Origin of the sequence: Vibrio sp. ES.051 (genome assembly GCF_002563795.1) — a bacterium.
Taxonomy (GTDB): domain Bacteria; phylum Pseudomonadota; class Gammaproteobacteria; order Enterobacterales; family Vibrionaceae; genus Vibrio.
In genome coordinates this window covers 149,055-174,638 of the sequence record NZ_PDJL01000004.1, presented here as the reverse complement: position 1 = coordinate 174,638, position 25,584 = coordinate 149,055, and the positions used below count along the sequence as shown (strand labels likewise).

Genomic DNA, 25,584 nt, shown 5'->3' with positions numbered 1-25,584 from the left:
TCGTTATTTATAACAAGTGTTCATAATTTAAAGCCTGGCGATGTCCTACTCTCACATGGGGAAACCCCACACTACCATCGGCGCTATTTCGTTTCACTTCTGAGTTCGGCATGGAAGTCAGGTGGGTCCAAAACGCTATGGTCGCCAAGCAAATTCTTTTTAACTACCGCCAACGCAGTAATTAATAATCTGGAAAGCTGTTTCAGTTCTTAACACAATCAAGTTTTCTTGTATTGAGTCCATCAAAACCCCTTGGGTGTTGTATGGTTAAGCCTCACGGGCAATTAGTACAGGTTAGCTCAATGCCTCGCAGCACTTACACACCCTGCCTATCAACGTCGTAGTCTACGACAACCCTTTAGGATACTTAAAGTATCAGGGAGAACTCATCTCAAGGCTCGCTTCCCGCTTAGATGCTTTCAGCGGTTATCGATCCCGAACTTAGCTACCGGGCAATGCGTCTGGCGACACAACCCGAACACCAGAGGTTCGTCCACTCCGGTCCTCTCGTACTAGGAGCAGCCCCTTTCAATTCTCCAACGCCCACGGCAGATAGGGACCGAACTGTCTCACGACGTTCTAAACCCAGCTCGCGTACCACTTTAAATGGCGAACAGCCATACCCTTGGGACCGACTTCAGCCCCAGGATGTGATGAGCCGACATCGAGGTGCCAAACACCGCCGTCGATATGAACTCTTGGGCGGTATCAGCCTGTTATCCCCGGAGTACCTTTTATCCGTTGAGCGATGGCCCTTCCATTCAGAACCACCGGATCACTATGACCTGCTTTCGCACCTGCTCGAATTGTCATTCTCGCAGTCAAGCGGGCTTATGCCATTGCACTAACCACACGATGTCCAACCGTGTTTAGCCCACCTTCGTGCTCCTCCGTTACGCTTTGGGAGGAGACCGCCCCAGTCAAACTACCCACCAGGCACTGTCCTCACCCCCGATGAGGGGGCTAAGTTAGAACATCAACACTACAAGGGTGGTATTTCAAGGTTGACTCCACCGATACTGGCGTACCGGCTTCAAAGTCTCCCACCTATCCTACACATGTAGGGTCAATGTTCAGTGCCAAGCTGTAGTAAAGGTTCACGGGGTCTTTCCGTCTAGCCGCGGGTACACTGCATCTTCACAGCGATTTCAATTTCACTGAGTCTCGGGTGGAGACAGCGTGGCCATCATTACGCCATTCGTGCAGGTCGGAACTTACCCGACAAGGAATTTCGCTACCTTAGGACCGTTATAGTTACGGCCGCCGTTTACCGGGGCTTCGATCAAGAGCGTCGACCGAAGTCTAACCCCATCAATTAACCTTCCGGCACCGGGCAGGCGTCACACCGTATACGTCATCTTACGATTTTGCACAGTGCTGTGTTTTTAATAAACAGTTGCAGCCACCTGGTATCTGCGACTCCTAGTAGCTCCATCCGCAAGGGACTTCACCGCCAAGAGCGTACCTTCTCCCGAAGTTACGGTACCATTTTGCCTAGTTCCTTCACCCGAGTTCTCTCAAGCGCCTTGGTATTCTCTACCCGACCACCTGTGTCGGTTTGGGGTACGATTCCATCAAATCTGAAGCTTAGAGGCTTTTCCTGGAAGCATGGCATCAATGACTTCACATCCGTAGATGCTCGACGTCGTGTCTCAGCCTTAAAAAGAGCCGGATTTACCTAACTCTTCAGCCTACGCACTTGAACCTGGACAACCGTCGCCAGGCCCACCTAGCCTTCTCCGTCCCCCCATCGCAATTTGATTGAGTACGGGAATATTAACCCGTTTCCCATCGACTACGCCTTTCGGCCTCGCCTTAGGGGTCGACTCACCCTGCCCCGATTAACGTTGGACAGGAACCCTTGGTCTTCCGGCGTGGAGGTTTTTCACCCCCATTATCGTTACTCATGTCAGCATTCGCACTTCTGATACGTCCAGCGTGCCTTACGACACACCTTCAACCGCTTACAGAACGCTCCCCTACCCAATACTCAAAGAGTATTGCCGCAGCTTCGGTTTACTACTTAGCCCCGTTACATCTTCCGCGCAGGCCGACTCGACCAGTGAGCTATTACGCTTTCTTTAAATGATGGCTGCTTCTAAGCCAACATCCTGGCTGTCTGAGCCTTCCCACATCGTTTCCCACTTAGTAGTAATTTGGGACCTTAGCTGGCGGTCTGGGTTGTTTCCCTCTCCACGACGGACGTTAGCACCCGCCGTGTGTCTCCCGGATAGTACTTACTGGTATTCGGAGTTTGCAAAGGGTTGGTAAGTCGGGATGACCCCCTAGCCTTAACAGTGCTCTACCCCCAGTAGTATTCGTCCGAGGCGCTACCTAAATAGCTTTCGGGGAGAACCAGCTATCTCCAGGTTTGATTGGCCTTTCACCCCTAGCCACAAGTCATCCGCTAATTTTTCAACATTAGTCGGTTCGGTCCTCCAATTGATGTTACTCAATCTTCAACCTGCCCATGGCTAGATCACCTGGTTTCGGGTCTATATCCAGAGACTAAGTCGCGCAGTTAACACTCGCTTTCGCTACGGCTCCCCTAGATGGTTAACCTTGCCACTGAATATAAGTCGCTGACCCATTATACAAAAGGTACGCAGTCACACCACGAAGGTGCTCCTACTGCTTGTACGTACACGGTTTCAGGTTCTATTTCACTCCCCTCACAGGGGTTCTTTTCGCCTTTCCCTCACGGTACTGGTTCACTATCGGTCAGTCAGTAGTATTTAGCCTTGGAGGATGGTCCCCCCATATTCAGACAGGATATCACGTGTCCCGCCCTACTCGATTTCACTGCATATGCGTCGTCAGTTACGGGGCTATCACCCTGTATCGCCAAGCTTTCCAGCTTGTTCACCTGACGCCTATAAAGCTTAAGGGCTAGTCCAATTTCGCTCGCCGCTACTTTCGGAATCTCGGTTGATTTCTTTTCCTCGGGGTACTTAGATGTTTCAGTTCCCCCGGTTCGCCTCGCTACGCTATGTATTCACGCAGCGATACTTACTTATGTAAGTGGGTTTCCCCATTCGGAAATCCCAGACTCAAGTGGCTTTTACTGCCTAATCTGGGCTTATCGCAAGTTAATACGTCCTTCATCGCCTCTGACTGCCAAGGCATCCACCGTGTACGCTTAGTCACTTAACCATACAACCCGAAGGAGTTTCGAGTTGATGTTCAAATCACCAAAGTTGTCTCTCATTATTTGAATGAGCGAGAGACATTTCGATTTTGCCGGACTCAATTTCGAATAATCACTGCAATAGTGATATTCCCAAGAACACTTGAATGTGTTGTTTTGGTGTTTATCTTTACGATAAACATTGAGAACTTTATTTGATAACAACGTTGTTGTTATCAGTCAGCTTTCCAAATTGTTAAAGAGCAATTATAGCTCGAAGCTTTCGCTTCTAAACCATCAATCTGTGTGAACACTCATCGCAATAATCTTTCGTATAAGGAGGTGATCCAGCGCCAGGTTCCCCTAGCGCTACCTTGTTACGACTTCACCCCAGTCATGAACCACAAAGTGGTAAGCGTCCCCCCGAAGGTTAAACTACCTACTTCTTTTGCAGCCCACTCCCATGGTGTGACGGGCGGTGTGTACAAGGCCCGGGAACGTATTCACCGTGGCATTCTGATCCACGATTACTAGCGATTCCGACTTCATGGAGTCGAGTTGCAGACTCCAATCCGGACTACGACGCACTTTTTGGGATTCGCTCACCATCGCTGGCTCGCCGCCCTCTGTATGCGCCATTGTAGCACGTGTGTAGCCCTACTCGTAAGGGCCATGATGACTTGACGTCGTCCCCACCTTCCTCCGGTTTATCACCGGCAGTCTCCCTGGAGTTCCCGACATTACTCGCTGGCAAACAAGGATAAGGGTTGCGCTCGTTGCGGGACTTAACCCAACATTTCACAACACGAGCTGACGACAGCCATGCAGCACCTGTCTCAGAGCTCCCGAAGGCACACCAGAATCTCTTCCGGCTTCTCTGGATGTCAAGAGTAGGTAAGGTTCTTCGCGTTGCATCGAATTAAACCACATGCTCCACCGCTTGTGCGGGCCCCCGTCAATTCATTTGAGTTTTAATCTTGCGACCGTACTCCCCAGGCGGTCTACTTAACGCGTTAGCTCCGAAAGCCACGGCTCAAGGCCACAACCTCCAAGTAGACATCGTTTACGGCGTGGACTACCAGGGTATCTAATCCTGTTTGCTCCCCACGCTTTCGCATCTGAGTGTCAGTATCTGTCCAGGGGGCCGCCTTCGCCACTGGTATTCCTTCAGATCTCTACGCATGTCACCGCTACACCTGAAATTCTACCCCCCTCTACAGTACTCTAGTCTGCCAGTTTCAAATGCTATTCCGAGGTTGAGCCCCGGGCTTTCACATCTGACTTAACAAACCACCTGCATGCGCTTTACGCCCAGTAATTCCGATTAACGCTCGCACCCTCCGTATTACCGCGGCTGCTGGCACGGAGTTAGCCGGTGCTTCTTCTGTCGCTAACGTCAAAGAATACCGCTATTAACGATATCCCCTTCCTCACGACTGAAAGTACTTTACAACCCGAAGGCCTTCTTCATACACGCGGCATGGCTGCATCAGGCTTGCGCCCATTGTGCAATATTCCCCACTGCTGCCTCCCGTAGGAGTCTGGACCGTGTCTCAGTTCCAGTGTGGCTGATCATCCTCTCAGACCAGCTAGGGATTGTCGCCTTGGTGAGCTCTTACCTCACCAACTAGCTAATCCCACCTAGGCATATCCCGACGCGAGAGGCCCGAAGGTCCCCCTCTTTGGCCCGTAGGCATTATGCGGTATTAGCCATCGTTTCCAATGGTTATCCCCCACATCAGGGCAATTTCCTAGGCATTACTCACCCGTCCGCCGCTCGACGCCCAACAAATCACCCGAAGGCTCAATGTTGTCGTTTCCGCTCGACTTGCATGTGTTAGGCCTGCCGCCAGCGTTCAATCTGAGCCATGATCAAACTCTTCAATTTAAGATTTTGTCGGCTCAACGAATACTGACTTCAAAACTACAAACGTAATTTTAAAGCTATTACCGTTCCAACAGAACGATAATGAATTGACTGTGCCAAGATTAAACAAGTTAATCTCGATTGGTCACTCAGTTCATTGAAACCGTATTTGAAGCCCCTCTTTATTCAAGAGAAGTTTCTAATTTGATTATCATCAACGAGTGCCCACACAGATTGATAGGTCTACATTGTTAAAGAGCAACTCTTCTTTGTAATTAACATCACTTCGGAAGAGGCGGCCATTCTAGCGATATAATCTTTAGTGTCAAACACTTTTTCAAAATTATTTCGTTTTTCTTTCTGACCTTGCCAACCTTGCTTAAACCCTTGCGAGCCCTTGCCCTGTCGACGAGGAGGCATTATAGAGATCGCGCTCACATTGGCAAGCGTTATTTTTCAAAAATTGCAAAAATAATGGTTAAGCGATGCGTTTTCGACCAAAGCTTTATTTATTCAACTTTACCCCAAGAACTCGCACAACTTATCCACAGAGTTATTCTATAAAGCGTGTTTTTCAAGTGCTATAAATAAAGAAATCTGCTTTATTGCAGCTTTCTTTATTTACTCTAAACTCGATTTAAAGGTCATTATGGCTATATGCCGGACCCATCTTGTTCTGAACCATCATCTTCATGTAAACCACACTCTCGTTTTAAACCAAAGAATCGAGTTTCTTCCTCTGACATTCCCGGCTCCCATTTACGAGTGGTATGTGTATCACCAACTGAAAGGTAACCTTCATCCCACAATGGGTGGTATTTAAGGCCGTGTTGTTCTAAGTAGTAATGGACGTCTTTATTAGTCCAGTCAATTACTGGCAAAAACTTAAACACACCGTTCTGAATTGATAGTATCGGTAAACCTGCTCGTGATTTACTTTGCTCACGACGTAATCCAGAAAACCACACTCCAACATTAAGCTCTTTTAGTGCTCGACGCATCGGCTCCACTTTATTGAGCTTGTTGTATTTTTCAATTCCCTCTACACCCTGCTCCCATAACTTTCCATATCGAGCCTCTTGCCAATTCGCACTTTCTTTCGCTCGATAAACTTTTAAGTTTAGGTTGAGAGCATTTGTCAGCTCATCAATGAATTGATAGGTTTCAGCAAACAGGTATCCGGTATCGGTTAGAATGACGGGGATATCCGCTTTGACTTGAGTAACTAAATGAAGCATAACCGCGGCTTGAATACCAAAACTAGAAGAAACCGCAAACTCGCTCTCTAGATTCTCTAAAGCCCACTTTACTCTCTCTTGTGCCGAAAGCTTTTCGAGCTCGACATTAATTTGAGCAAGACGGAGGATTTGCTCCGTCTTTGTTAATGTCAATAACTCTGTAAGCTCAAGCCTGGATGCTACAGAATCAAGCATGAAAGTCCCTCTTTGATACGAGCACTTCTTGGATAATACCAGCACGAATTGTGAAATCGCCGAAGGCTTCGCCTTCTTCACGCTCTTTCGACCATCGAGCCACCAGCAGATCAATCTCTTCTAAGATTTGCTTATCCGTGATGTTCTCTTTATACATTTTTGGTACTCGAGTACCGGCACGGTTACCACCTAAATGTAGGTTGTAACGACCTGGCGCTTTACCAACTAAACCAATTTCAGCCAACATGGCGCGACCACAACCGTTTGGACACCCAGTTACACGCAAAATGATGTTGTCATTTTCTGGTAGGTTGTGCTTTTCCAAAATCCCCTCCACATCAGTAACAAACTGAGGAAGGAAACGCTCTGCCTCTGCCATCGCTAGCGGACAAGTTGGAAAGGCAACACACGCCATTGAGTTTTTGCGCTGCTCACTGATGTTGTCATCCATCAAGCCATGTTCACGAGCGATCTTTTCGATCTTCGCTTTTTCGCTTTTAGGTACACCCGCCACAATTAAGTTTTGGTTGGCAGTCATACGGAAATCGCCTTTATGGATTTTGGCAATTTCAGCAACCCCCGTTTTAAGTGGTTTACCTGGGAAGTCCAGCAGGCGACCATTTTCGATGAAAAGTGCTAAGTGATGTTTACCATCAATTCCTTCTACCCAACCAATACGGTCACCACGTTCCGTAAACTCGTACGGGCGGCTTGCTGCAAACTGAATGCCTGCTCGCTTTTCGACTTCGGCTTTAAAGACATCCGTACCTACACGATCAAGTGTGTATTTGGTTTTAGCATTCTTACGGTTTGAGCGATTGCCCCAATCACGCTGAGTGGTAACCACCGCCGCTGCAACATCAAGCGTTTTCTCTAATGGGATGAAACCTAAGTCATCAGCTCGGCGCGGATAAGTGGAGGTATCACCATGTGTCATCGCTAGGCCGCCACCAACAAGGACGTTAAAGCCTACCAACTTGCCGTTATCCGCAATTGCTACGAAGTTAAGATCATTGGCATGCACGTCTACGTCATTTTGCGGTGGGATCACCACTGTGGTTTTAAACTTACGCGGTAAATAGTTTTTACCCAGAATAGGTTCATCTTCTTCAGTGCTTTCTACTTTCTCACCGTCCAGCCAAATCTCAGCGTAAGCACGTGTTTTTGGAAGCAGGTGTTCACTGATCTTCTTCGCCCACTCGTAAGCTTCTTGATGAAGTTCTGATTCGACCGGGTTAGTGGTACACAACACGTTTCGGTTTACATCACCCGCGGTAGCAATCGAATCAATGCCAATACTGTTGAGCGTTTGATGCATCAACTTAATATTCGGTTTCAATACCCCATGAAACTGGAACGTTTGGCGAGTTGTCAGACGAATACTTCCATATAAAGAGTGCTCCGTTGCGAACTTGTCGATCGCTAACCATTGCGTTGGCGTGATGATGCCTCCAGGCATGCGAGCACGAAGCATCACGTTATGCAATGGCTCTAGCTTTTGCTTTGTGCGTTCATTACGGATATCACGATCGTCTTGCTGATACATACCGTGGAAACGAATTAACTGGAAGTTGTCAGCAGTAAAGCCACCAGTAATACAGTCCTGTAAATCTTGCTCAATGGTGCCACGTAGTAAATTACTTTCTCGCTTCAGGCGCTCGTTATCAGATAGCGGCCCTAGCTCTTCGCCTAATACAATCTGCTTGTTATGTTCAGTAGAAAAAGTCATTAGTACACATCCCTCTGATAACGTTTCGCTTTACGTAGGTCATTAATAAATTGTTCTGCATCGTCACGCGGCATCTTGCCTTCTTGTTCAGCAACGATAACCAGTGTGTCGTGCACATCTTTTGCCATATGAGTGGCATCACCGCAGACATAGATATAAGCGCCTTCTTGGATCCACTGCCACACTTGAGCTGCGTTTTCTAAGATGCGGTGCTGTACGTAAACTTTTTCTACTTGGTCACGACTAAATGCAACATCCAATCGGCTTAGTACTCCTGACTTGAGGTACTTTTGCCATTCAACTTGGTATAAGAAGTCTTGAGTGAAAGTACGATCACCAAAGAACAACCAGTTTTTGCCTTCAGCATCGCGGTTTTCACGCTCTTGAATAAAGCTACGGAATGGTGCGATCCCAGTGCCCGGCCCCACCATGATAATTGGGGTGCTATCATCTTCCGGCAGTTTGAAGTTGTTGTTATGCTCAACAAATACCTTAACTTCATCTCCCTCTTCGAGACGCTGTGCTAAGAAGCCCGACGCACCACCATATCGTTTTTCGTCGTGTTGTTCATATTCAACCAAAGCAACCGTTAGGTGTACTTCTTCATCGACCTCTTCTTGGCTTGATGCAATGGAGTAAAGACGAGGAGTAAGACGACGAAGCAAACCAATCAACTCATCCGCAGTTAACTTGGTTTTCTTCTCTGCCAATACATCAACAATTTGGGTATTGGCAGAGTACTCGCGAAGTTTATCTTTATCTTCAACCAGCTTTTGTAGCTTCTTGCTACCGGATAACTCGGCAAACTTTGTAATGAGCTGTGGGTTAGATGTTGTGATTTCATATTTACTCACGAGAGCACTATGGATTGACAAGCTTTCGCCATCGACGTCAACGGTCTCAACCCCAGACAAACCGACCTTACCAAGAATGGCATTTGCGAGTTCTGAGCTATTTTCAAACCACACTCCCAGCGCATCACCGGGCTGATATGTTAACCCCGATCCTTCTAAGTCGACTTCTATATGACGAACATCTTTTCCAGAGTCACGACCCGTAATTTTTTGACTGGCTAGTAACGTCGCGGTGTACGGTTTTTGTTTATTGTAAGGAGAGTGCGCAGTCGCCGCCTGACCCACTGGGAGTTGAACCACATCCGCTTCAGTGCCAGAAGAAAGCGTATCTTTTACCTTACCTAACGCATTCTTACGCCATTCAGTTGCCGATGCTTCATAATCCACATCACAATCAAGACGCTCGATAAATGGGGTCGCGCCTAACTTTGATAAGTAAGCGTCGAAGTCTTTACCGGTTTGACAGAAGAATTCGTAGCTCGAGTCGCCCAAAGCAATAACGCCATATTGAAGGTTTGACAGCTTAGGAGCTTTCTTAGACTGCAAAAACTCATGTAGCTCTATGGCGTTATCTGGTGCCTCGCCTTCGCCGTTCGTCGATGCCACAATAATGACATGCGTTTCTTTGGTTAAGTTTTTACCTTTGTAATCACTTGCATCAAAAAGTTCGACAGCAATTCCTTCTGCTTTTGCTTGCTGTTCCAGAGCTTCAGCAACGCCTTTAGCATTGCCCGTTTGGGAAGCAAAAATAATACTTAGCTTACCTGCTGGTTTTACTGACGCGGCTGCCGTTGCTTGCGCAATGGGTGTTACCGCTGTGTTTGGTTGGTTTTGAGCTAATCCCCAAAAATACCCACTGACCCAAGCGAGTTGCTGTGCAGACAACTCAGAAACAGTTTGTTGGAGTGAGCTAATTTGTTGGTCATTCAGAGGGCTTGCGATTGGAGGGGTTCCTCCTCGCCCATTATTATCTTCAGACACATTCTTGTGAGAATACTCATTCTTTTGAAAAGACATTATCACGACATCCCTATTCATTGCGTGACAATAGAGTACCGACTCTCCTTAATAACAAGAAAGAATAGAAGTGAATGCTTTATAACTTTTTGGAAGTAAGAGCGACTTACTTTTGCTTATCTATCTTCAATGCGAACTTGCTGAAAGCCTACTGCCATTGCCGATTTTGACGCGGTATCCAAATCTTCATAAAAACATTCTTCACCATGACTGTCCGTTAAAAACACGAAACCGCCTCGCGCATGCCGAAACTCTACGACCCAACCACCCTCTTGAATCGCAGGCTCTATAATCGCTTCTACAAGCTGGTTTTCACGAAATAGATGTCTTAATTCATTTATTGTCATCGCTATCCCTGCTTTAATTTTTTCACATTGTTCCAAAGTAAGCATGGTCTAACTGAGCCAAATAGGGAGAATATTTCGAATGAATATAATGAAGTGATATAAAAAAACGCCGCTTATAAGGCGACGTTTTAAAAAATAAAAATGTACAACTTTAGAAAACGTACTCGGTGCTCACAAAAAAGCCATTGGCAAAGATAAACTCTTTCCCTAAATTAGACAGGAATAACTCCGATTCTAAGTCAATTACGCGGTAACCACTGCGGAAAGCCAACTGAGAATCTTTGAAAGACACGTGATATTGAATTCCTGCCATTAAATCTGTGCTTTTGATCCCTTTGTTATCGCCAAAGTTCATCTCACCAATCACATCAAAGTGAGTGTTTGGAACCTGAATTTCCGCATAACCATGCCAAGCCCAAACTAGTTCATCAAATTCTTCTACACGTTTTGGCGAGCCGGCATCGATGTATTTAGTGTCGCTTAAATTACTGAACGTAATCCCCGCATCAAAATGCAATAATTCATGCTCTAATACTTGGTAATACAACGTTAAATCGAGCTTATCAAAGCCCATATAATCAGCATCTACACTCGAGTAACGTAGGCGTGCATTAGGTACATACTTTACGTCATGCTCGATTGCCGCATAAAAAATCCCTGTGGTATGACGGTCTCGTCTTACTTCATTAACCTTTGTATCCGCCCCCCATACCTCTGCGCCAACCTTTGTGGACACAGAGTACTCTGCGAAAGCAGGGAAAGATGCTGCCAACGACACAGCCGTTAAAGCAAAGGCCGCTTTGTTTATCATGTGATTATTTACTCCGAGGTAGCTGACATTTAACGTTAAAGGCGTGAGAGAAAATATACCATATTCTCACGCCTCCCTATCAACTAAATCTCCGCAGCCTTTACTTATAACGCGGCTGGATTACGTAGTTTTTGAAAAACCAAACACCCAAAGCAATAACAATTAACCACGGTAATAGTTTAAGGACCACACCCACCATACCCAATACAAACATCACAACTAACGCAATGCCCGTAGCTGCGAATACCGTCATCATCGTGATACCCGTTACTAATAACGTCGCCGCAAATACTAAAATAAAGATTAGCTCTAACATGATCACGTCTCCATTTGTTTTTAGTCATTACAGCAGTTTCCATACCAATTAATCAAAATCGATTAATACCCTGATTTATATATAAAAATAAAGCCAGCAGTGTTTCTACACTCTGGCTTTTCATTGTTTAGATGGTTAATTTCACCAATCAATGGCAATTTTTACACGTTCAATTCTTTGGGGATCTTCGCCAGTGCCTCTTGCAGAACTTCAAGACCAGCTCCCGGCTTGTGCGCATTTTCACTGATGTAACGACGCCATTGACGCGCACCCGGCATGCTTTGGAATAAACCCAGCATATGCCGAGTGATATGACCAAGATACGCGCCTTTGGCTAGTTGTGCTTCAATGTATGGATACATTTCTTCAACAATCTCACTGCGTTTTTTTACTGGCGCATTAGAGCCAAACAACTCTTGGTCTACCGACGCGAGCGTGTATGGGCTTTGGTACGCTTCACGGCCGATCATCACACCATCAAGATACTGTAAATGCACTTTCGCTTCTTCTAGCGATTTCACACCACCATTAACTGCGATGGTTAAGTGCGGAAAGTCTTTTTTCAACTGGTAAGCTCGAGGGTAATCCAATGGTGGAATCTCGCGATTTTCTTTCGGACTGAGACCGTTTAACCAAGCTTTACGTGCGTGAATAGTAAACTGCTCACAACCGCCTTTCTCAGACACAATAGAGACAAAGTCGGTTAAGAATTCGTAAGAATCTAGATCATCAATACCAATACGCGTTTTTACGGTGACGGGTACATCAACCACAGCTTTCATCGCGGCGACACAGTCGGCGACGAGCTGGGGTTCTGCCATTAGACAGGCACCAAAACGACCATTTTGCACGCGATCAGATGGACAGCCTACGTTGAGGTTGATCTCATTATAACCACGTTCTTGAGCTAACTTGGCACAGGTGGCTAAATCTGCTGGGTTTGAACCGCCTAATTGAAGAGCTAACGGATGTTCTTGTTCGTTATAAGCGAGGAAGTCTCCTTTTCCATGAATGATCGCCCCAGTGGTCACCATTTCGGTGTACAGCAGGGTTTCTTTGGTCATTAAGCGATGGAAATAGCGACAATGACGATCGGTCCAATCGAGCATGGGAGCGACAGAGAGTCTAGATGATGGGTACATTTTACAATACTCCTTTAGTATCAGCATCTTAAGGCAAATACCACAAAGGGGCATTGCAACATTATCTGTCTCATTTGAGCTTATTTTAGCACCGAGGGACAGATAGGGGACAAAATAGGGGACATGCACTGTCCCCTAAAAATACCATTAAAGGCGGCGGATTATAGCTATCTACGGACATAGCTTCAATGCTGCTGAGCAAAAGTAAATCACCTCTAAAGCAATCTATCCAACGCTAGAGGTAAACATGGCTACAATCAACATCGAAAAGGTCGCACGTAAATCAGGGGTCAAATATAAAGCCAGAGTAAGAGCTTCACGGCATAACAAGCGAGTATTCGAGAAATCTAAAACATTCGACAAAAAATCTCTCGCACAAGTGTGGGCTGACGATGTCGTAAAAGGACTAGAGGACAATGGCATACCATCTATAGACATGCCTAAACAGAGTATCCTCATTGGAGATCTAATTACCTTGTATCTTAACGATCAGATAACCTCAAAAGATCTTGGTCGCTCAAAAGAAGCCGTATTACGCAGACTTCGTAGCTACGATATCGCTTTGGTACAAGCAGATCAGTTGACAGCAACACATCTGGTAAGACATTGCAGAGAAAGACTTAATGAACCTAGTGCACCTTTGCCCCAAACTGTATATCAAGATATCACTTACCTACGAAGCGTCATCAATGTTGCTGGCCCTATCTTTGGATACAAGGCGAATATTCATGCCCACAATGAGGCTATTCCAACTCTCGTTAAATATAGGCTCATTGGTCGAAGCAATAAACGTGACCGCAGACCTAGCAAAGAAGAACTAGCTCTTGCAGAAGAAGGGTTACTCAAAAGACAAAACCATCGTGCATCCCACATACCACTAGTAGATATCTTCCACATATCGATACTTACATGCATGCGTCTAGGTGAAATCACACGTGTAACTTGGGAGGATCTTTCGTTAGGCGACAACACAATCACCATCAGAGATCGCAAAGACCCACGCAAAAAAGCGGGAAATCATTGCACTATCCCACTTTTTCCCGAAGCGCTGAAGATTATTGAGCGTCAGCCCAAACTCGAAGAGCGAATATTCCCATACCACCCAACTTCAATTGGAGCTGCATGGCAACGTATGTGTAAATCCCAAGGCATTGAAGACCTGCACTACCACGACCTAAGGGCTGAAGGAGCATGCCAGCTTTTTGAAAGAGGGCTAAACATCGTTGAGATATCTAAGATCACAGTGTTAATTTGCACTTAAATCTGATCCACCATTTGCACTGAAAAGTGATCCACCTAAGTAAGTCTATTCTAGACTACATTTTTACGTTAGTTTCTATTTGGTTTTCTCCTTCGACTTCTTTTTTGATTCCTTAAAACATAGCTGTCGTTACCCGTTTCAATGATGTGACAATGATGAGTCAGCCTATCCAGCAATGCCGTTGTCATCTTTGCATCACCAAACACTTTCGACCATTCCGTGAAGTTGAGATTGGTGGTAATGACGATACTCGTACGCTCGTAGAGTTTACTGAGTAAATGGAACAGCAATGTCCCACCCGCTTGGCTAAAAGGGACATACCCAAGTTCATCTAGTATGACTAAGTCGCAGCTCACTAATCGATTAGCGAGGCGGCCCACATGACCCGCTTGCTTCTCCTGCTCTAGCGTATTGACGAGTTCTATGGTCGATAGGAACCTGACCCGCATTTGATGGTGTTGTATGGCTTGTACGCCCAACGCCGTCGCTAAGTGCGTTTTCCCTGTGCCTGGACCACCAACAAGCACGATGTTTTGGCTGTCTTTGATAAACTCACAGCGATGCAGACCTCGTATTAGATACTCATCGACTGTACTCTCGCTAAAGTCAAAACCGTATAGGTCTCGATAGACTGGGAACTTTGCCGCTTTCATTTGGTAAGCGATACTGCGCACTTCACGGTCTGCTATCTCTGCTTTTAACAAGGTTTCAAGGATGGGTTGAGCTTGTTGATAAGCAGGAGAGTTTTGAGAGGCAAGTTCAACAATACTGCTAACCATGCCGTGAAGCTTGAGTGCCTTTAATGTGCTTAATAACGCTTCATTGTGCATGACGTTTTCCTCTTAATTCGTCATATCGCGACGTATCACTGGTTGGCTCGGTAACCAGTCGCAACCCTTGAGAGACGGGGACGGGTACAACTGGAGAAGGATTGAGTAAGCGGCTTAAACAGTTTATGACGTGTTGTTTTGATGGTGTGCCTGCTTCCAGTGCCATATTAATGGCTTGCTCTACCAGCTTTTCATCGTGATGAATAACCAATGACAAGATTTCGACCATTTCCTTATCGCCGCCAAGACGCTGTAATAATATTGATTGCAGGTGCTTAAAGCTCTCAGGGAGCAAGTGAAACGGTGCGCCATTACGCAGAGAGCCTGGTTTACGTTGCGCAACCAACAGGTAATGTCGCCAGTTATAAACAATGTGTGGCGGCTCATGTTTAGGATTAAAGACTCTTTGGTGCTCTGCTATGGGCTGACCTTCTGCCACCAAAACAATACTATCGGGGTAGGCGTGCAGACTCACTCGTCGGTTTGCGTAACTTGCAGGCACGGAGTATTTATTTCTGTCGAAGTTCACCAAACAGGTAGAGGAGACTCGCTTGCTTTGCTCGATAAAACCATCAAACGGCGCTGTGACTTTCATTAATTGGGAGCGCTCACTTAGCCACGTTTGCTCTATGGTCATATCACGATATTGAGGGTGTCTACGTGACTGCCAGTCCCGTAAACATTGGGCTTCAAGCCATTGATTAAGCTCTTCTAAGGTTTTCACCTTAGGAGCGCGCTGCCAGATGATAGAACGCACATCCCGCACGTTCTTCTCGATCTGCCCCTTTTCCCAACCTGCGGCTGGGTTGCAGAAGTCGGCTTCAAACAAGTAGTGACTAACCATTGTTAAAAAGCGACGATTCACTACTCGATCTTTGCCATTTTTGACCGCATCAACCGCAGTTTTCATATTATCGTAGATCCCCCGTTCTGGAACGCCTTGGAACACGCGAAAGGCATGGTTATGGGCATCAAATAACATTTCATGACTTTGAGAATAATAGGCTCGAAGGAGGAATGCGCGGCTATGACTGAGTTTGAAGTGAGCGACCTGTAGCTTGGTTTTATGGCCATTGATATAGGCCCAATTTTCGCCCCAATCAAACTGAAAGGCTTCACCAGGGGCAAACTCTAGCGGCATATACGTTCGTTTAGACGCATCGAGTTTTTGTTCTTCGCGCCATTTACGTGCAAATGAAGCGACTCTGTCATACGAGCCGCTATAGCCTAGCGGAACGAGGTCTTGAAAAAGGTTTTTGACCGTTTTGCGCTGCTTTCTCGGTCGCTTCATTTCTCGTTTTAGCCAAGAAGTCAGTAATTCTTTAAACTCGTCTAGTTTACTCAATGAATGCCGCTTTGGATAAACAGGTTCGATAGTTTGATCTTTCAAATAACGTTTAACGGTATTTCGGGATAGTCCAGTACGTCTGGCTATTTCTCTTTGCGACATTCCTTCGCGGAAATGCCAACGACGAATAACACTTAATAATGACACGTCAATCACTCCATATTCTCCTGCTAAGACTCAGCAGGATTTAGGTTAGATGATGTGGATCAGTTTTCGGTGCAAATCAGGGGGTGAAGTGGATCAGTTCTGGATGCAATTTAACATAGGGGACGTAAGATAGGAGCGAGAGTGATTTACTGCTTGTGTTTATGGTAACTGTCCCTCATCCATCCCTCACGATTTCAGCAATAGACGTAACGCCTTGTTTTAGCTGAATCGACCTCTCTAATCACTTCCAATCGAGCATTGGCGCTACAGATAGCCTGCAAGAATGAGTCATGATTTAAACACCCGTTTTTATGTTGCCAAGGTCGAGCGCAGCAGTACGCTCAAAAAATAAGTCGGGTATTGTATACCCAAGTCACCTCAAGGTGCTAGCTTCAGCAAGAATGATTTGCTTTGCTGACCCGACGACGATTTGAAGATCTCGTCACTCTCACTCAAAAGTCGTCAATAAAGTCTCTAGGATCTTTTGGCAACATGTTAGCAATTAAGGAAAGATGCGAATATCACAAGTTCGCTCACTCTGTAACAATTATTCCGACTTCACCCCGACATCGACTTGCTTTAATCCATGATTTTCGTTCTGATAGCAGGTAAAATGCAGAGTTTCTAAACGAACTTCGTATAGAAATGATTTATCATAGAGCACGCCCGATAGTTATGGTGAAAGGTTTGAACCCAACAATCATTGAACAAATTGGAAGTATCTGCGCAGAGCGTGGAGTACGATTGACTCCGCAACGTCGACGCGTTTTTGAACTTATTTGTTCTAATCGTCGTGCCTCAAGTGCGTATGAGTTATTGGAACAACTGAAAGAGAGTGAACCTCAGGCCAAGCCCCCAACGGTTTATCGAGCGTTAGATTTTCTCCTCGAGCAAGGTTTTATCCATCGAGTAGAATCAACAAATAGCTTTATTACTTGTTGCTCTTTCAATACTCAACAGCACTTTTTCCAACTGCTAATTTGCGATAAATGTGGTGATGTCGTTGAACTTGAAGATGAGACGCTGATATCCTTATTAACTGAAAACGCCGAGAAGCATGGATTCAAACTGACCAACCAAGTGATTGAAACTCATGGTGAATGCCAGGCCTGTTCCTCCGAGACAAAAGAAAAAGTATAGAAGAACGTTATGCGCGCTGAATTTGTAAACCCGTTTTTAGCTTCTTTAATGAACGTACTAAAAACCATGGCTTCTCTTGAACTGAAGCCACAAAAACCGCGAATCAAAAAGGATGAGATCGCACGAGGTGACGTTTCTGGTCTAATTGGCATGGTCGGCCCACAAACTCGTGGTTCAATGTCAATTACCTTTGATGAAGCGTTAGCACTGGAAATCATGCAGAACATGCTTGGTGAACGTCCTACCGGACTTAACGAAGAAGTCACCGATATGGTGGGCGAGATCACCAATATGGTGACTGGTGGTGCGAAACGCATTCTGGCTGAAAGTGGTTTTGATTTTGATATGGCAACACCGGTAGTGGTTTCTGGCCGAGGCCATACGATTCGCCACAAGTGTGAAGGCTCAATCATCATCATGCCTTTCTCTTCACAGTGGGGAAATGCCTTTATCGAAATTTGCTTCGAATAAAAGAGAAAAAATAGGTTGGCACTGGCCAGCCTATTTTGTTTTTGCCTCAGGCAATAAAAAGGTCAGCATTTGCTGACCTTTTCTTTTATAACCGAATATTACGCTTTATAAGCTTTAAATGCGTTGATTAGACCGTTTGTTGAGCTGTCATGCGAGCTGATTTGAGACTCATCGGCAAGCTCAGGTAGGATTTGGTTAGCCAGTTGTTTACCTAGCTCCACGCCCCATTGGTCAAAGCTGAAGATGTTCCAGATAACACCTTGTACGAAGATTTTGTGTTCGTACATTGCGATCAAGTTGCCTAACGTACGAGGCGTGATTTGCTTCACGAGGATAGAGTTTGTTGGACGGTTACCTTCAAACACTTTGAATGGCGCAATCGCTGCCACTTCTTCAGCGTTCTTACCTGCTTTCACCAACTCTTCTTTCACTGTTTCTTCGCTCTTACCAAACGCTAATGCTTCAGTTTGTGCAAAGAAGTTGGACATCAGTTTTTGGTGGTGATCGCTAGCTGGGTTGTGACTGATTGCAGGTGCAATGAAGTCACATGGGATCAGCTTAGTACCTTGGTGAATTAGCTGGTAGAACGCGTGCTGACCGTTAGTACCTGGTTCACCCCAGATGATAGGGCCCGTTTGGTAAGTCACAGCATTGCCTTCACGGTCAACGTATTTACCGTTTGATTCCATGTTACCTTGCTGGAAGTACGCCGCGAAACGGTGCATGTACTGATCGTAAGGTAAGATAGCTTCTGATTCCGCACCGTGGAAGTTGTTATACCAAATACCGATAAGTGCAAGGATCACAGGGATGTTGCTTTCTAGGTCTGTTGATACGAAGTGCTTGTCCATCTCGTGAGCACCTTCAAGCAGCTCAACGAAGTTGTCAAAACCAACGGCTAATGCAATGGAAAGACCAATTGCCGACCATAGTGAGTAACGACCGCCAACCCAGTCCCAAAACTCGAACATGTTGTCAGTATCGATACCGAACTCAGACACGGCTGTCGCGTTCGTTGAAAGCGCCGCGAAATGCTTCGCCACGTGCGCTTGATCGCCTGCCTCTGCAAGGAACCAATCACGAGCGCTGTGTGCGTTTGTCATGGTTTCTTGAGTCGTAAAGGTTTTAGATGCCACTAGGAATAGTGTCGTTTCTGGATTTACTTTCTTCAACGTTTCAACGATGTGAGTACCATCCACGTTAGACACGAAGTGAAGGTTTAGATGATTTTTGTATGGCGCTAGAGCTTCCGTCACCATATAAGGGCCAAGGTCAGAACCACCGATACCGATGTTCACGATATCGGTAATTGCCTTGCCTGTGTAACCTTTCCATTCACCACCGATTACGCGCTCAGTGAATGATTTCATTTTTTCTAGCACCGCGTTGACCGCTGGCATTACGTCTTCGCCATCAACCATGACTGGCGTGTTAGCACGGTTACGCAGTGCAGTATGAAGAACGGCGCGGCCTTCTGTTTGGTTAATAGCCTCACCACTAAACATCGCTTCAATTGCAGACTTCAGCTCAGTCTCTTTAGCAAGGGCGAACAGATGCTTCAGCGTTTCCTCATTGATGAGGTTCTTTGAGTAATCGACTAGGATGTCTGAGCCGAAACGTGCAGAGTATTTGTCAAAACGCGCCGCATCTTGAGCAAATAATTCTTTAAGATCCATATCTTGTGCAGATTCGAAATGCGCTGTTAACGCTTTCCAAGCTTGTGTTTGCGTTGGATTGATATTGTTCAACATGGTCTTTATCCCAATGTTACAGTAGGTTCCATTCCTTACAGTCTAGCGAAACTGTGGAATCCCCGATTTAGCAAATAGCATATAATAAAATGTTTGGGCGATTTGCCACAAAACAAGTCTTGTAATTTTTTTTCAGGCGCTAATTATGACCGAGTGCTTTTACACTCACATTGAGTTAGGTCACGTTCCCCGTCCTGAATTTGAGCCATTCATTTCATGATGAGAAGAATCCTATCATTTACTTATGACAGGCTCTAATTGGAACAGGATAGTCGCCAATTTAGAAATTTCCAAAGGAACACGTATGTGGACACAAAAAACACTGCAATTAAAAGCAAAACCTCGTGGGTTTCACTTAATTACTGATGAAATTGAACAACAATTACCACAACTAAACGAACTTTCAGTAGGTTTATTACACCTATTTATTCAGCATACGTCCGCCAGCTTGACGTTAAATGAGAATGCCGACCCGACGGTTCGCATGGATATGGAGTCCCATTTTAATCAATATGTTCCAGAAGGTGCCCCCTATTATCAACACACCTATGAGGGGGATGACGATATGCCTGCGCATATTAAAGCATCACTTATGGGCAGCAGTGTGACGCTACCGATTCAAAACGGTCGATTAGGGTTAGGAACATGGCAGGGTATTTACTTGGGCGAACATCGTGATTTTGGCGGAAGCCGCCGTATCATCGCAACCATTCAGGGCGAATAAATATAATAAAGGCTAACCTGAAGGCTAGCCTTTATTGTTTATTGTGAGTACTCCATCTCAACACGAGAAGTCAACTTAGTGACCAATTCGTAAGCGATGGTGCCGATGTGCCCAGCAACCTCCTCGACGGGAAGTTCTTTCCCCCAAAGAATCGCTTCATCACTGACTTTATCGGTCGCATCAGGGCCTAAGTCGACCGTTAACATATCCATAGAAACTCGCCCAGCAATAGGAACTTTACGTCCGTTAACCCAAACTGGCGTACCATTTGGCGCGCATCTTGGGTAACCGTCACCATAACCCACAGCAATCACGCCCACTTTTGTGTCTCGCTCACTGACCCACATACCACCATAGCCAACGCTTTCTCCCTGTTTCACTTCACGTACTGCAATGAGATGTGATTTCAGCGTCATCACTGGTTGATAGCCAAGATCTTGTGCAGTGTTGTCATCGAATGGCGAAACACCATACATGATGATCCCAGGACGAACCCAGTCCAATTGACTTTGAGGCCACGCCAGCAAACCCGCAGACGCAGCAAGTGAACGCTCCCCCTGACAACCTAAAGTCAACGACTTAAACAGCTCAATCTGCTGTGGGGTAATAGGGCTATCAAGCTCATCCGCACAGCCAAAGTGGCTCATGTAACGTAGCGGCTTAGCTACATTCGGGCACTCTTTTAATCGCGCAACAAATTCAGCGTATTGCTCAGGACGAACGCCTAAACGATGCATGCCACTGTCAATTTTCAGCCATACGACAACCGGGGTTTCTAGCTCCGTTTGTTCCAGCGCCACCAACTGTTCTTCACAGTGCACCACAGTTTGAATGTTGTTCGTCACCAAAACGGGCAAATCACCCGACGAGTAAAAACCTTCTAGCAATAAGATCGGTTTCACTACACCACAGGCTCTGAGTTGCAACGCTTCTTCAATGCGCGCGATACCAAATGCATCAGCATGATTGGCATGTTTGGCAACATGGCGTAACCCGTGGCCATAACCATTGGCTTTCACGACAGCCATCACTTTACTGTGTGGCGCTTGAGCCTTAACACGCTGCAAATTGTGCTGCAGCGCAGACAAGTTAATGCATGCTTTGGCGGCTTTCATATAGCTCATGCGATTACTCATCATCAATATCAAATGCAGGACCCGCGTAATTATCAAAGCGCGAATGTTGTCCTTGGAAGGTGAGACGCACAGAGCCGATTGGACCGTTACGTTGCTTACCGATGATGATCTCTGCCGTACCTTTGTATGAGCTATCTGGGTGGTAAACCTCGTCACGGTAGATGAACATGATCAAGTCGGCATCCTGCTCAATAGAACCTGATTCACGCAAGTCCGAGTTTACCGGACGTTTATCCGACCGTTGCTCTAGGGAACGGTTAAGCTGCGACAATGCCACAACCGGGACATTCAATTCTTTTGCCAGCGCTTTCAACGAGCGTGAAATCTCGGCGATTTCTAACGTACGGTTATCCGAAAGAGCCGGCACACGCATTAGCTGAAGGTAGTCGACCATGATCATAGACAGGCCGCCATGCTCACGCGCGACACGACGAGCTCGCGAGCGAACTTCGGTTGGAGTTAAGCCGGAACTGTCATCAATGTACATATTTTTCTTCTGCATCAGGAGACCCATGGTAGAAGAAATGCGTGCCCAATCTTCGTCATCTAATTGACCAGTTCGGATTTTGGTCTGGTCAACGCGAGAAAGAGAAGCCAACATACGCATCATCAACTGTTCTGCTGGCATCTCTAGAGAAAAAATTAAAACGGGTTTATCTTGTTGCATCGCCGCATTCTCACACAAGTTCATCGCAAAGGTTGTCTTACCCATTGATGGGCGTGCTGCGACGATCACCAAGTCAGAACCTTGTAGACCTGCGGTTTTCTTGTTGAGATCAGTGAAACCAGAGTCGACCCCGGTTACTCCATCTTGTGGCGATTTATATAACAGCTCGATACGCTCTAGCGTTTTCTCGAGGATGTTATCAACGTTCTGTGGGCCTTCATTTTCACTGGTACGCGATTCGGCAATAGCGAAAACTTTACTCTCCGCCATATCAATAAGATCTTCCGAGCTTCTCCCTTGTGGATCATAACCCGCATCAGCAATCTCGTTTGCTACCCCAATCAGGCCACGCACAATCGCACGCTCTGCAACGATGTCAGCATACGCATTGATGTTCGCGGCACTTGGCGTGTTTTTAGCCAAGTCAGCTAAGTAAGCAAATCCCCCCACATCTTCTAAATGCTCGTGGCGCTCGAGATACTCTGACAGCGTGATAAGATCGAGAGGCTTACCCGCTTCAAGAATGGCTTTAACACCTTCGAAAATCAGACGATGTGGACGGCTATAGAAATCACTGCTAACAACACGTTCGGCGACGGTGTCCCAACGTTCATTGTCCAGTAGAAGACCACCAATGACTGATTGCTCGGCTTCTAGTGAGTGAGGTGGCACTTTGATTGCGTCGACCTGACTGTCTGAAGGTTTTCGATTTCTATTTCCCGCCATGACTTTACTCGATAACTACTAATGACCCACGATTATAACCTTAACCTAACTGAGATGCTTCCCCGAAGCGACAATTACTTGTTAAGAAATCAACATGTGTATAGCAGAAAGTAATAGGCCGGGAATTCTGCCTCGTTCTAATAAAATTTAACCTGCCATTGACCCAACAAAATATCTGTACCACTATCATGCTCCTCTTTTTTAATTGCCTTCGAGGTTGATGTGTTCCGATACTGGTTACTTAGCTTTAGTCTACTTTGCGCAGGCGCATCGTACGCTGATGAATCAGTACAGCCAGAGCAAAGTATTGATGTATCAGAACCACTTAAAACAGAAGTCGAGTTCGGTTATCAAGCTCACACAGGTAACACGGACTCTCGTTCCCTGAATGCTCGTTTGAGTGCGGAATATACCTCGGGTCGGCATCGTTCTAATGGTGAGTGGAAGTATTACAATCTTTATAAAGATGGTGAAGAAGACAAGCGCACATCGACTTATGAAGTGCAAAGCGACTATAAATTAGGACCTAAAACCTACCTGTACGCCAGCTTTAAAGGGGTGGACTCTCGCTACAGTGCCTACTTTAAAGATTACACCTTATCGGGCGGTTTAGGTTACCAATTCTCTTACACTGAAAACTTCATTTTAGAAGTCGAGGTTGGCCCTGGTTTTCGTTATCAAGAACCAAACCGAGATGAGATTGATGACGACGATATTGTGTTTCCAAATATTGTTCGAGAAGGGATTTTTCGAAGTAATATCAATACCACTTGGCATGCACTCGACAATTTAAGTTTGGCTGCAGATATTACACTGGTTACTGGGGAAAGTAACACGCGTACGGACAGTGAGCTCAGCGCAACGAATAATATTACGGAAGCCATCGCTTTAAAACTGGCACACTCACGTCAATACCACGATAAAGTACCGGAAGGCTTAAACAAAGCAGACAGTGTCTTTTCAGTAAACCTACTTTTCGCTTTTTAATTTACGGCTCTCGCTTCGCTCTCATTTCAGGCATAAAAAAAGCACCTCCGAAAAGGTGCTTTTTACTATTTCGTCTTGATACTGAACTTACTCAGCAGCAACAACTTGTAGTTTCACAGTTGCGAAAACTTCAGAGTGAAGTTGAACGCTGATCTCGAACTCACCAGTTGTACGTAGAGCACCTTCAGGAAGGCGAACTTCGCTCTTAACAACTTCAACGCCAGCTGCAGTGATTGCATCTGCGATATCACGAGTACCGATAGAACCGAATAGTTTACCTTCGTCACCAGCTTTAGAAGCAATTACCACTGCTTCTAGAGCGTTAACTTTTTCTGCACGAGCTTCTGCAGCAGATAATTGCTCAGCAACTTTAGCTTCTAGTTCAGCACGACGAGCTTCAAACACTTCAATATTAGCTTTGGTTGCCATAACAGCTTTACCCTGTGGGATAAGGAAGTTACGAGCGTAGCCAGATTTAACGTTTGCAGTATCGCCAAGGCCACCTAGGTTACCAATTTTATCAAGTAGAATAACTTGCATTGCTTAATCCTCTTTCTTAATAAAATGAACCGATTACTGATGCTTGTCAGTGTACGGTAGTAGAGCTAGGTAGCGTGAACGCTTGATAGCACGTGCTAGTTGACGCTGGTATTTAGCGCTTGTACCAGTGATACGGCTAGGTACGATTTTACCAGCTTCTGTGATGTAGTTTTTAAGAGTTGCTACGTCTTTGTAATCAATCTCTTGTACGCCTTCTGCAGTGAAACGGCAGAATTTACGACGACGGAAGAAACGAGCCATGGGCTATCTCCTGATCTTAAATTTGAGTAATATTGTCGGCATGTAACACTAATTTCCCAACACCATTTCGGCCGGTTTGATAAGTCACAAAGCCACTTACCTTAATGTTACTACCTTGTACTAAATTCTGAGTTAGTGCTGGTGACCCAAGCCCACTGACAACTACCGGCATTCGACAATAAACTTGTCGAGGTAAATCAGCTTCGATAACAGTAGAGCGATGCTCTAACCAAAATCGACAGTGTTCAATTCCACCAGGGCTTTTACTACGAATGGGCGGTTTAGCAATTGCGCCGCTCAGCTCCATTCGATTGGTCATAACAAAACTTACTCAGCAGCTTCTGACTTAGCTTCAGGCTTAGCTTCAGGCTTAGCTTCTGACTTAGCTTCAAAGCGCTCTTCACGACGTGGAGCACGCTCTTCTTTTTGCTTAAGCATGATAGATTGCTCAGTGATCGCTGCTTTAGTACGCATGATCATGTTACGTAGAACTGCATCGTTGAAACGGAAAGCAGTTTCTAGTTCATCGATAACAGCTTGGTCAGCTTCAACGTTCATTAGAACATAGTGAGCTTTGTGAAGCTTGTTGATTGGGTAAGCCAGTTGACGACGACCCCAGTCTTCTAGACGGTGGATAGTACCGCCAGCTTCAGTGATAGAACCAGTGTAACGCTCGATCATGCCAGCAACTTGCTCGCTTTGATCTGGGTGCACCATGAATACAATTTCGTAATGACGCATGGGTTGCTCCTTACGGGTTATTCAGCTTCCACAATTGGCTCAGTCGTCCAGAGGAAGCAAGGAACTAAAGATAATTGACTGAGTTTTAAGGAGCACGAATAGTACAGAAAGGAGGCAAAATAGGCAAGTGATTATTTGCTTAGCGCGGCGGATATTTTATTTCGTCGAGGTTAGAATCCACAAAGGCTATCATGGGGATGACAGCCTTTTA

At 45.8% G+C, this 25,584-nt stretch carries 21 protein-coding genes and 3 rRNA genes; 5 read left to right on the top strand and 19 right to left on the bottom strand.

Annotation, left to right across the window (positions count from 1 at the left end):
* Window positions 1–32: 32 nt before the first annotated feature.
* From rrf to dusA, 10 genes are all read right to left on the bottom strand, one after another.
* Window positions 33–149 (bottom strand): 5S ribosomal RNA (gene rrf, locus ATG66_RS07145).
* A gap of 114 nt (window positions 150–263) precedes the next feature.
* Window positions 264–3,153: ribosomal RNA gene (locus ATG66_RS07140) — 23S ribosomal RNA — on the bottom strand.
* A gap of 309 nt (window positions 3,154–3,462) precedes the next feature.
* Window positions 3,463–5,015: ribosomal RNA gene (locus tag ATG66_RS07135) — 16S ribosomal RNA — on the bottom strand.
* The 16S, 23S and 5S rRNA genes sit together here, the layout of an rRNA operon.
* A gap of 632 nt (window positions 5,016–5,647) precedes the next feature.
* On the bottom strand, window positions 5,648–6,427 hold the full coding sequence (locus ATG66_RS07125) for a phosphoadenylyl-sulfate reductase (RefSeq protein WP_098414673.1): 780 nt from the start codon (window positions 6,425–6,427) through the stop codon (window positions 5,648–5,650).
* Complete coding sequence (gene cysI / locus ATG66_RS07120; RefSeq protein WP_098414672.1) at window positions 6,420–8,156, bottom strand: assimilatory sulfite reductase (NADPH) hemoprotein subunit; 1,737 nt, start codon at window positions 8,154–8,156, stop codon at window positions 6,420–6,422. The genes ATG66_RS07125 and cysI overlap by 8 nt, the downstream gene beginning before the upstream one ends.
* Window positions 8,156–10,027 carry an assimilatory sulfite reductase (NADPH) flavoprotein subunit gene (locus ATG66_RS07115; protein ID WP_098414671.1) on the bottom strand — a complete coding sequence of 624 codons (1,872 nt, stop codon included), beginning with the start codon at window positions 10,025–10,027 and terminating at the stop codon, window positions 8,156–8,158. Before ATG66_RS07115 ends, cysI begins: the two co-directional genes overlap by 1 nt.
* Window positions 10,028–10,143: 116 nt before the next feature.
* On the bottom strand, window positions 10,144–10,374 hold the full coding sequence (locus tag ATG66_RS07110) for a hypothetical protein (protein ID WP_098415862.1): 231 nt from the start codon (window positions 10,372–10,374) through the stop codon (window positions 10,144–10,146).
* A 151-nt stretch (window positions 10,375–10,525) separates the two neighbouring features.
* The gene (locus ATG66_RS07105; protein WP_098414670.1) at window positions 10,526–11,185 is read right to left on the bottom strand and encodes a TIGR04219 family outer membrane beta-barrel protein; all 660 of its coding nucleotides are present in this window, start codon (window positions 11,183–11,185) and stop codon (window positions 10,526–10,528) included.
* A 100-nt stretch (window positions 11,186–11,285) separates the two neighbouring features.
* A complete protein-coding gene (pspG, locus tag ATG66_RS07100) occupies window positions 11,286–11,501 on the bottom strand; it encodes an envelope stress response protein PspG (RefSeq protein WP_098414669.1) in 216 nt (71 codons plus the stop codon).
* Window positions 11,502–11,662: 161 nt separating this feature from the next.
* The gene (dusA, locus tag ATG66_RS07095; RefSeq protein WP_098414668.1) at window positions 11,663–12,643 is read right to left on the bottom strand and encodes a tRNA dihydrouridine(20/20a) synthase DusA; all 981 of its coding nucleotides are present in this window, start codon (window positions 12,641–12,643) and stop codon (window positions 11,663–11,665) included.
* Window positions 12,644–12,890: 247 nt separating this feature from the next.
* On the opposite strand from dusA, the gene ATG66_RS07090 reads away from it, so the two are divergent.
* Window positions 12,891–13,904 carry a site-specific integrase gene (locus ATG66_RS07090; RefSeq protein ID WP_098414667.1) on the top strand — a complete coding sequence of 338 codons (1,014 nt, stop codon included), beginning with the start codon at window positions 12,891–12,893 and terminating at the stop codon, window positions 13,902–13,904.
* A 68-nt stretch (window positions 13,905–13,972) separates the two neighbouring features.
* On the opposite strand, the gene istB is transcribed toward ATG66_RS07090, so the two are convergent.
* Complete coding sequence (istB, locus tag ATG66_RS07085; RefSeq protein WP_098414133.1) at window positions 13,973–14,734, bottom strand: IS21-like element helper ATPase IstB; 762 nt, start codon at window positions 14,732–14,734, stop codon at window positions 13,973–13,975.
* On the bottom strand, window positions 14,724–16,238 hold the full coding sequence (gene istA, locus ATG66_RS07080; protein ID WP_143699666.1) for an IS21 family transposase: 1,515 nt from the start codon (window positions 16,236–16,238) through the stop codon (window positions 14,724–14,726). Before istA ends, istB begins: the two co-directional genes overlap by 11 nt.
* A gap of 666 nt (window positions 16,239–16,904) precedes the next feature.
* Between istA and zur the strand changes: the two genes are divergently transcribed.
* Both zur and ATG66_RS07070 read left to right on the top strand, forming a co-directional pair.
* Window positions 16,905–17,369: a zinc uptake transcriptional repressor Zur gene (zur, locus tag ATG66_RS07075; RefSeq protein WP_098414666.1), complete on the top strand. Its 465-nt coding sequence runs from the start codon at window positions 16,905–16,907 to the stop codon at window positions 17,367–17,369.
* A gap of 9 nt (window positions 17,370–17,378) precedes the next feature.
* Window positions 17,379–17,840 carry a chemotaxis protein CheX gene (locus tag ATG66_RS07070; protein ID WP_098414665.1) on the top strand — a complete coding sequence of 154 codons (462 nt, stop codon included), beginning with the start codon at window positions 17,379–17,381 and terminating at the stop codon, window positions 17,838–17,840.
* 98 nt (window positions 17,841–17,938) lie between these two features.
* Here ATG66_RS07070 and pgi read toward each other — a convergent pair whose 3' ends face one another.
* A complete protein-coding gene (gene pgi, locus ATG66_RS07065) occupies window positions 17,939–19,591 on the bottom strand; it encodes a glucose-6-phosphate isomerase (protein WP_098414664.1) in 1,653 nt (550 codons plus the stop codon).
* Between the two features lie 304 nt (window positions 19,592–19,895).
* Between pgi and ATG66_RS07060 the strand changes: the two genes are divergently transcribed.
* A complete protein-coding gene (locus ATG66_RS07060; RefSeq protein ID WP_098414663.1) occupies window positions 19,896–20,315 on the top strand; it encodes a secondary thiamine-phosphate synthase enzyme YjbQ in 420 nt (139 codons plus the stop codon).
* Between the two features lie 38 nt (window positions 20,316–20,353).
* On the opposite strand, the gene alr is transcribed toward ATG66_RS07060, so the two are convergent.
* Window positions 20,354–21,439: an alanine racemase gene (alr, locus tag ATG66_RS07055; RefSeq protein ID WP_179885619.1), complete on the bottom strand. Its 1,086-nt coding sequence runs from the start codon at window positions 21,437–21,439 to the stop codon at window positions 20,354–20,356.
* A 4-nt stretch (window positions 21,440–21,443) separates the two neighbouring features.
* Window positions 21,444–22,844 (bottom strand): replicative DNA helicase, encoded by a 1,401-nt coding sequence (locus ATG66_RS07050; RefSeq protein ID WP_098414662.1) that lies wholly within the window; start codon window positions 22,842–22,844, stop codon window positions 21,444–21,446.
* 222 nt (window positions 22,845–23,066) lie between these two features.
* Here ATG66_RS07050 and ATG66_RS07045 point away from each other — a divergent pair, with 222 nt between their 5' ends.
* On the top strand, window positions 23,067–23,831 hold the full coding sequence (locus ATG66_RS07045) for a DUF481 domain-containing protein (RefSeq protein ID WP_098414661.1): 765 nt from the start codon (window positions 23,067–23,069) through the stop codon (window positions 23,829–23,831).
* Window positions 23,832–23,918: 87 nt separating this feature from the next.
* On the opposite strand, the gene rplI is transcribed toward ATG66_RS07045, so the two are convergent.
* The 4 genes from rplI to rpsF are packed head-to-tail and all read right to left on the bottom strand — an operon-like array spanning window position 23,919 to window position 25,373.
* Window positions 23,919–24,371, bottom strand: coding sequence for a 50S ribosomal protein L9 (gene rplI / locus ATG66_RS07040; RefSeq protein WP_098414660.1), 453 nt, complete (start codon window positions 24,369–24,371; stop codon window positions 23,919–23,921).
* A gap of 33 nt (window positions 24,372–24,404) precedes the next feature.
* On the bottom strand, window positions 24,405–24,632 hold the full coding sequence (gene rpsR, locus ATG66_RS07035; protein WP_000090472.1) for a 30S ribosomal protein S18: 228 nt from the start codon (window positions 24,630–24,632) through the stop codon (window positions 24,405–24,407).
* Window positions 24,633–24,648: 16 nt separating this feature from the next.
* On the bottom strand, window positions 24,649–24,951 hold the full coding sequence (gene priB, locus ATG66_RS07030; protein ID WP_098414659.1) for a primosomal replication protein N: 303 nt from the start codon (window positions 24,949–24,951) through the stop codon (window positions 24,649–24,651).
* Window positions 24,952–24,959: 8 nt separating this feature from the next.
* Window positions 24,960–25,373, bottom strand: coding sequence for a 30S ribosomal protein S6 (rpsF, locus tag ATG66_RS07025; RefSeq protein WP_098414658.1), 414 nt, complete (start codon window positions 25,371–25,373; stop codon window positions 24,960–24,962).
* Window positions 25,374–25,584: the final 211 nt, after the last annotated feature.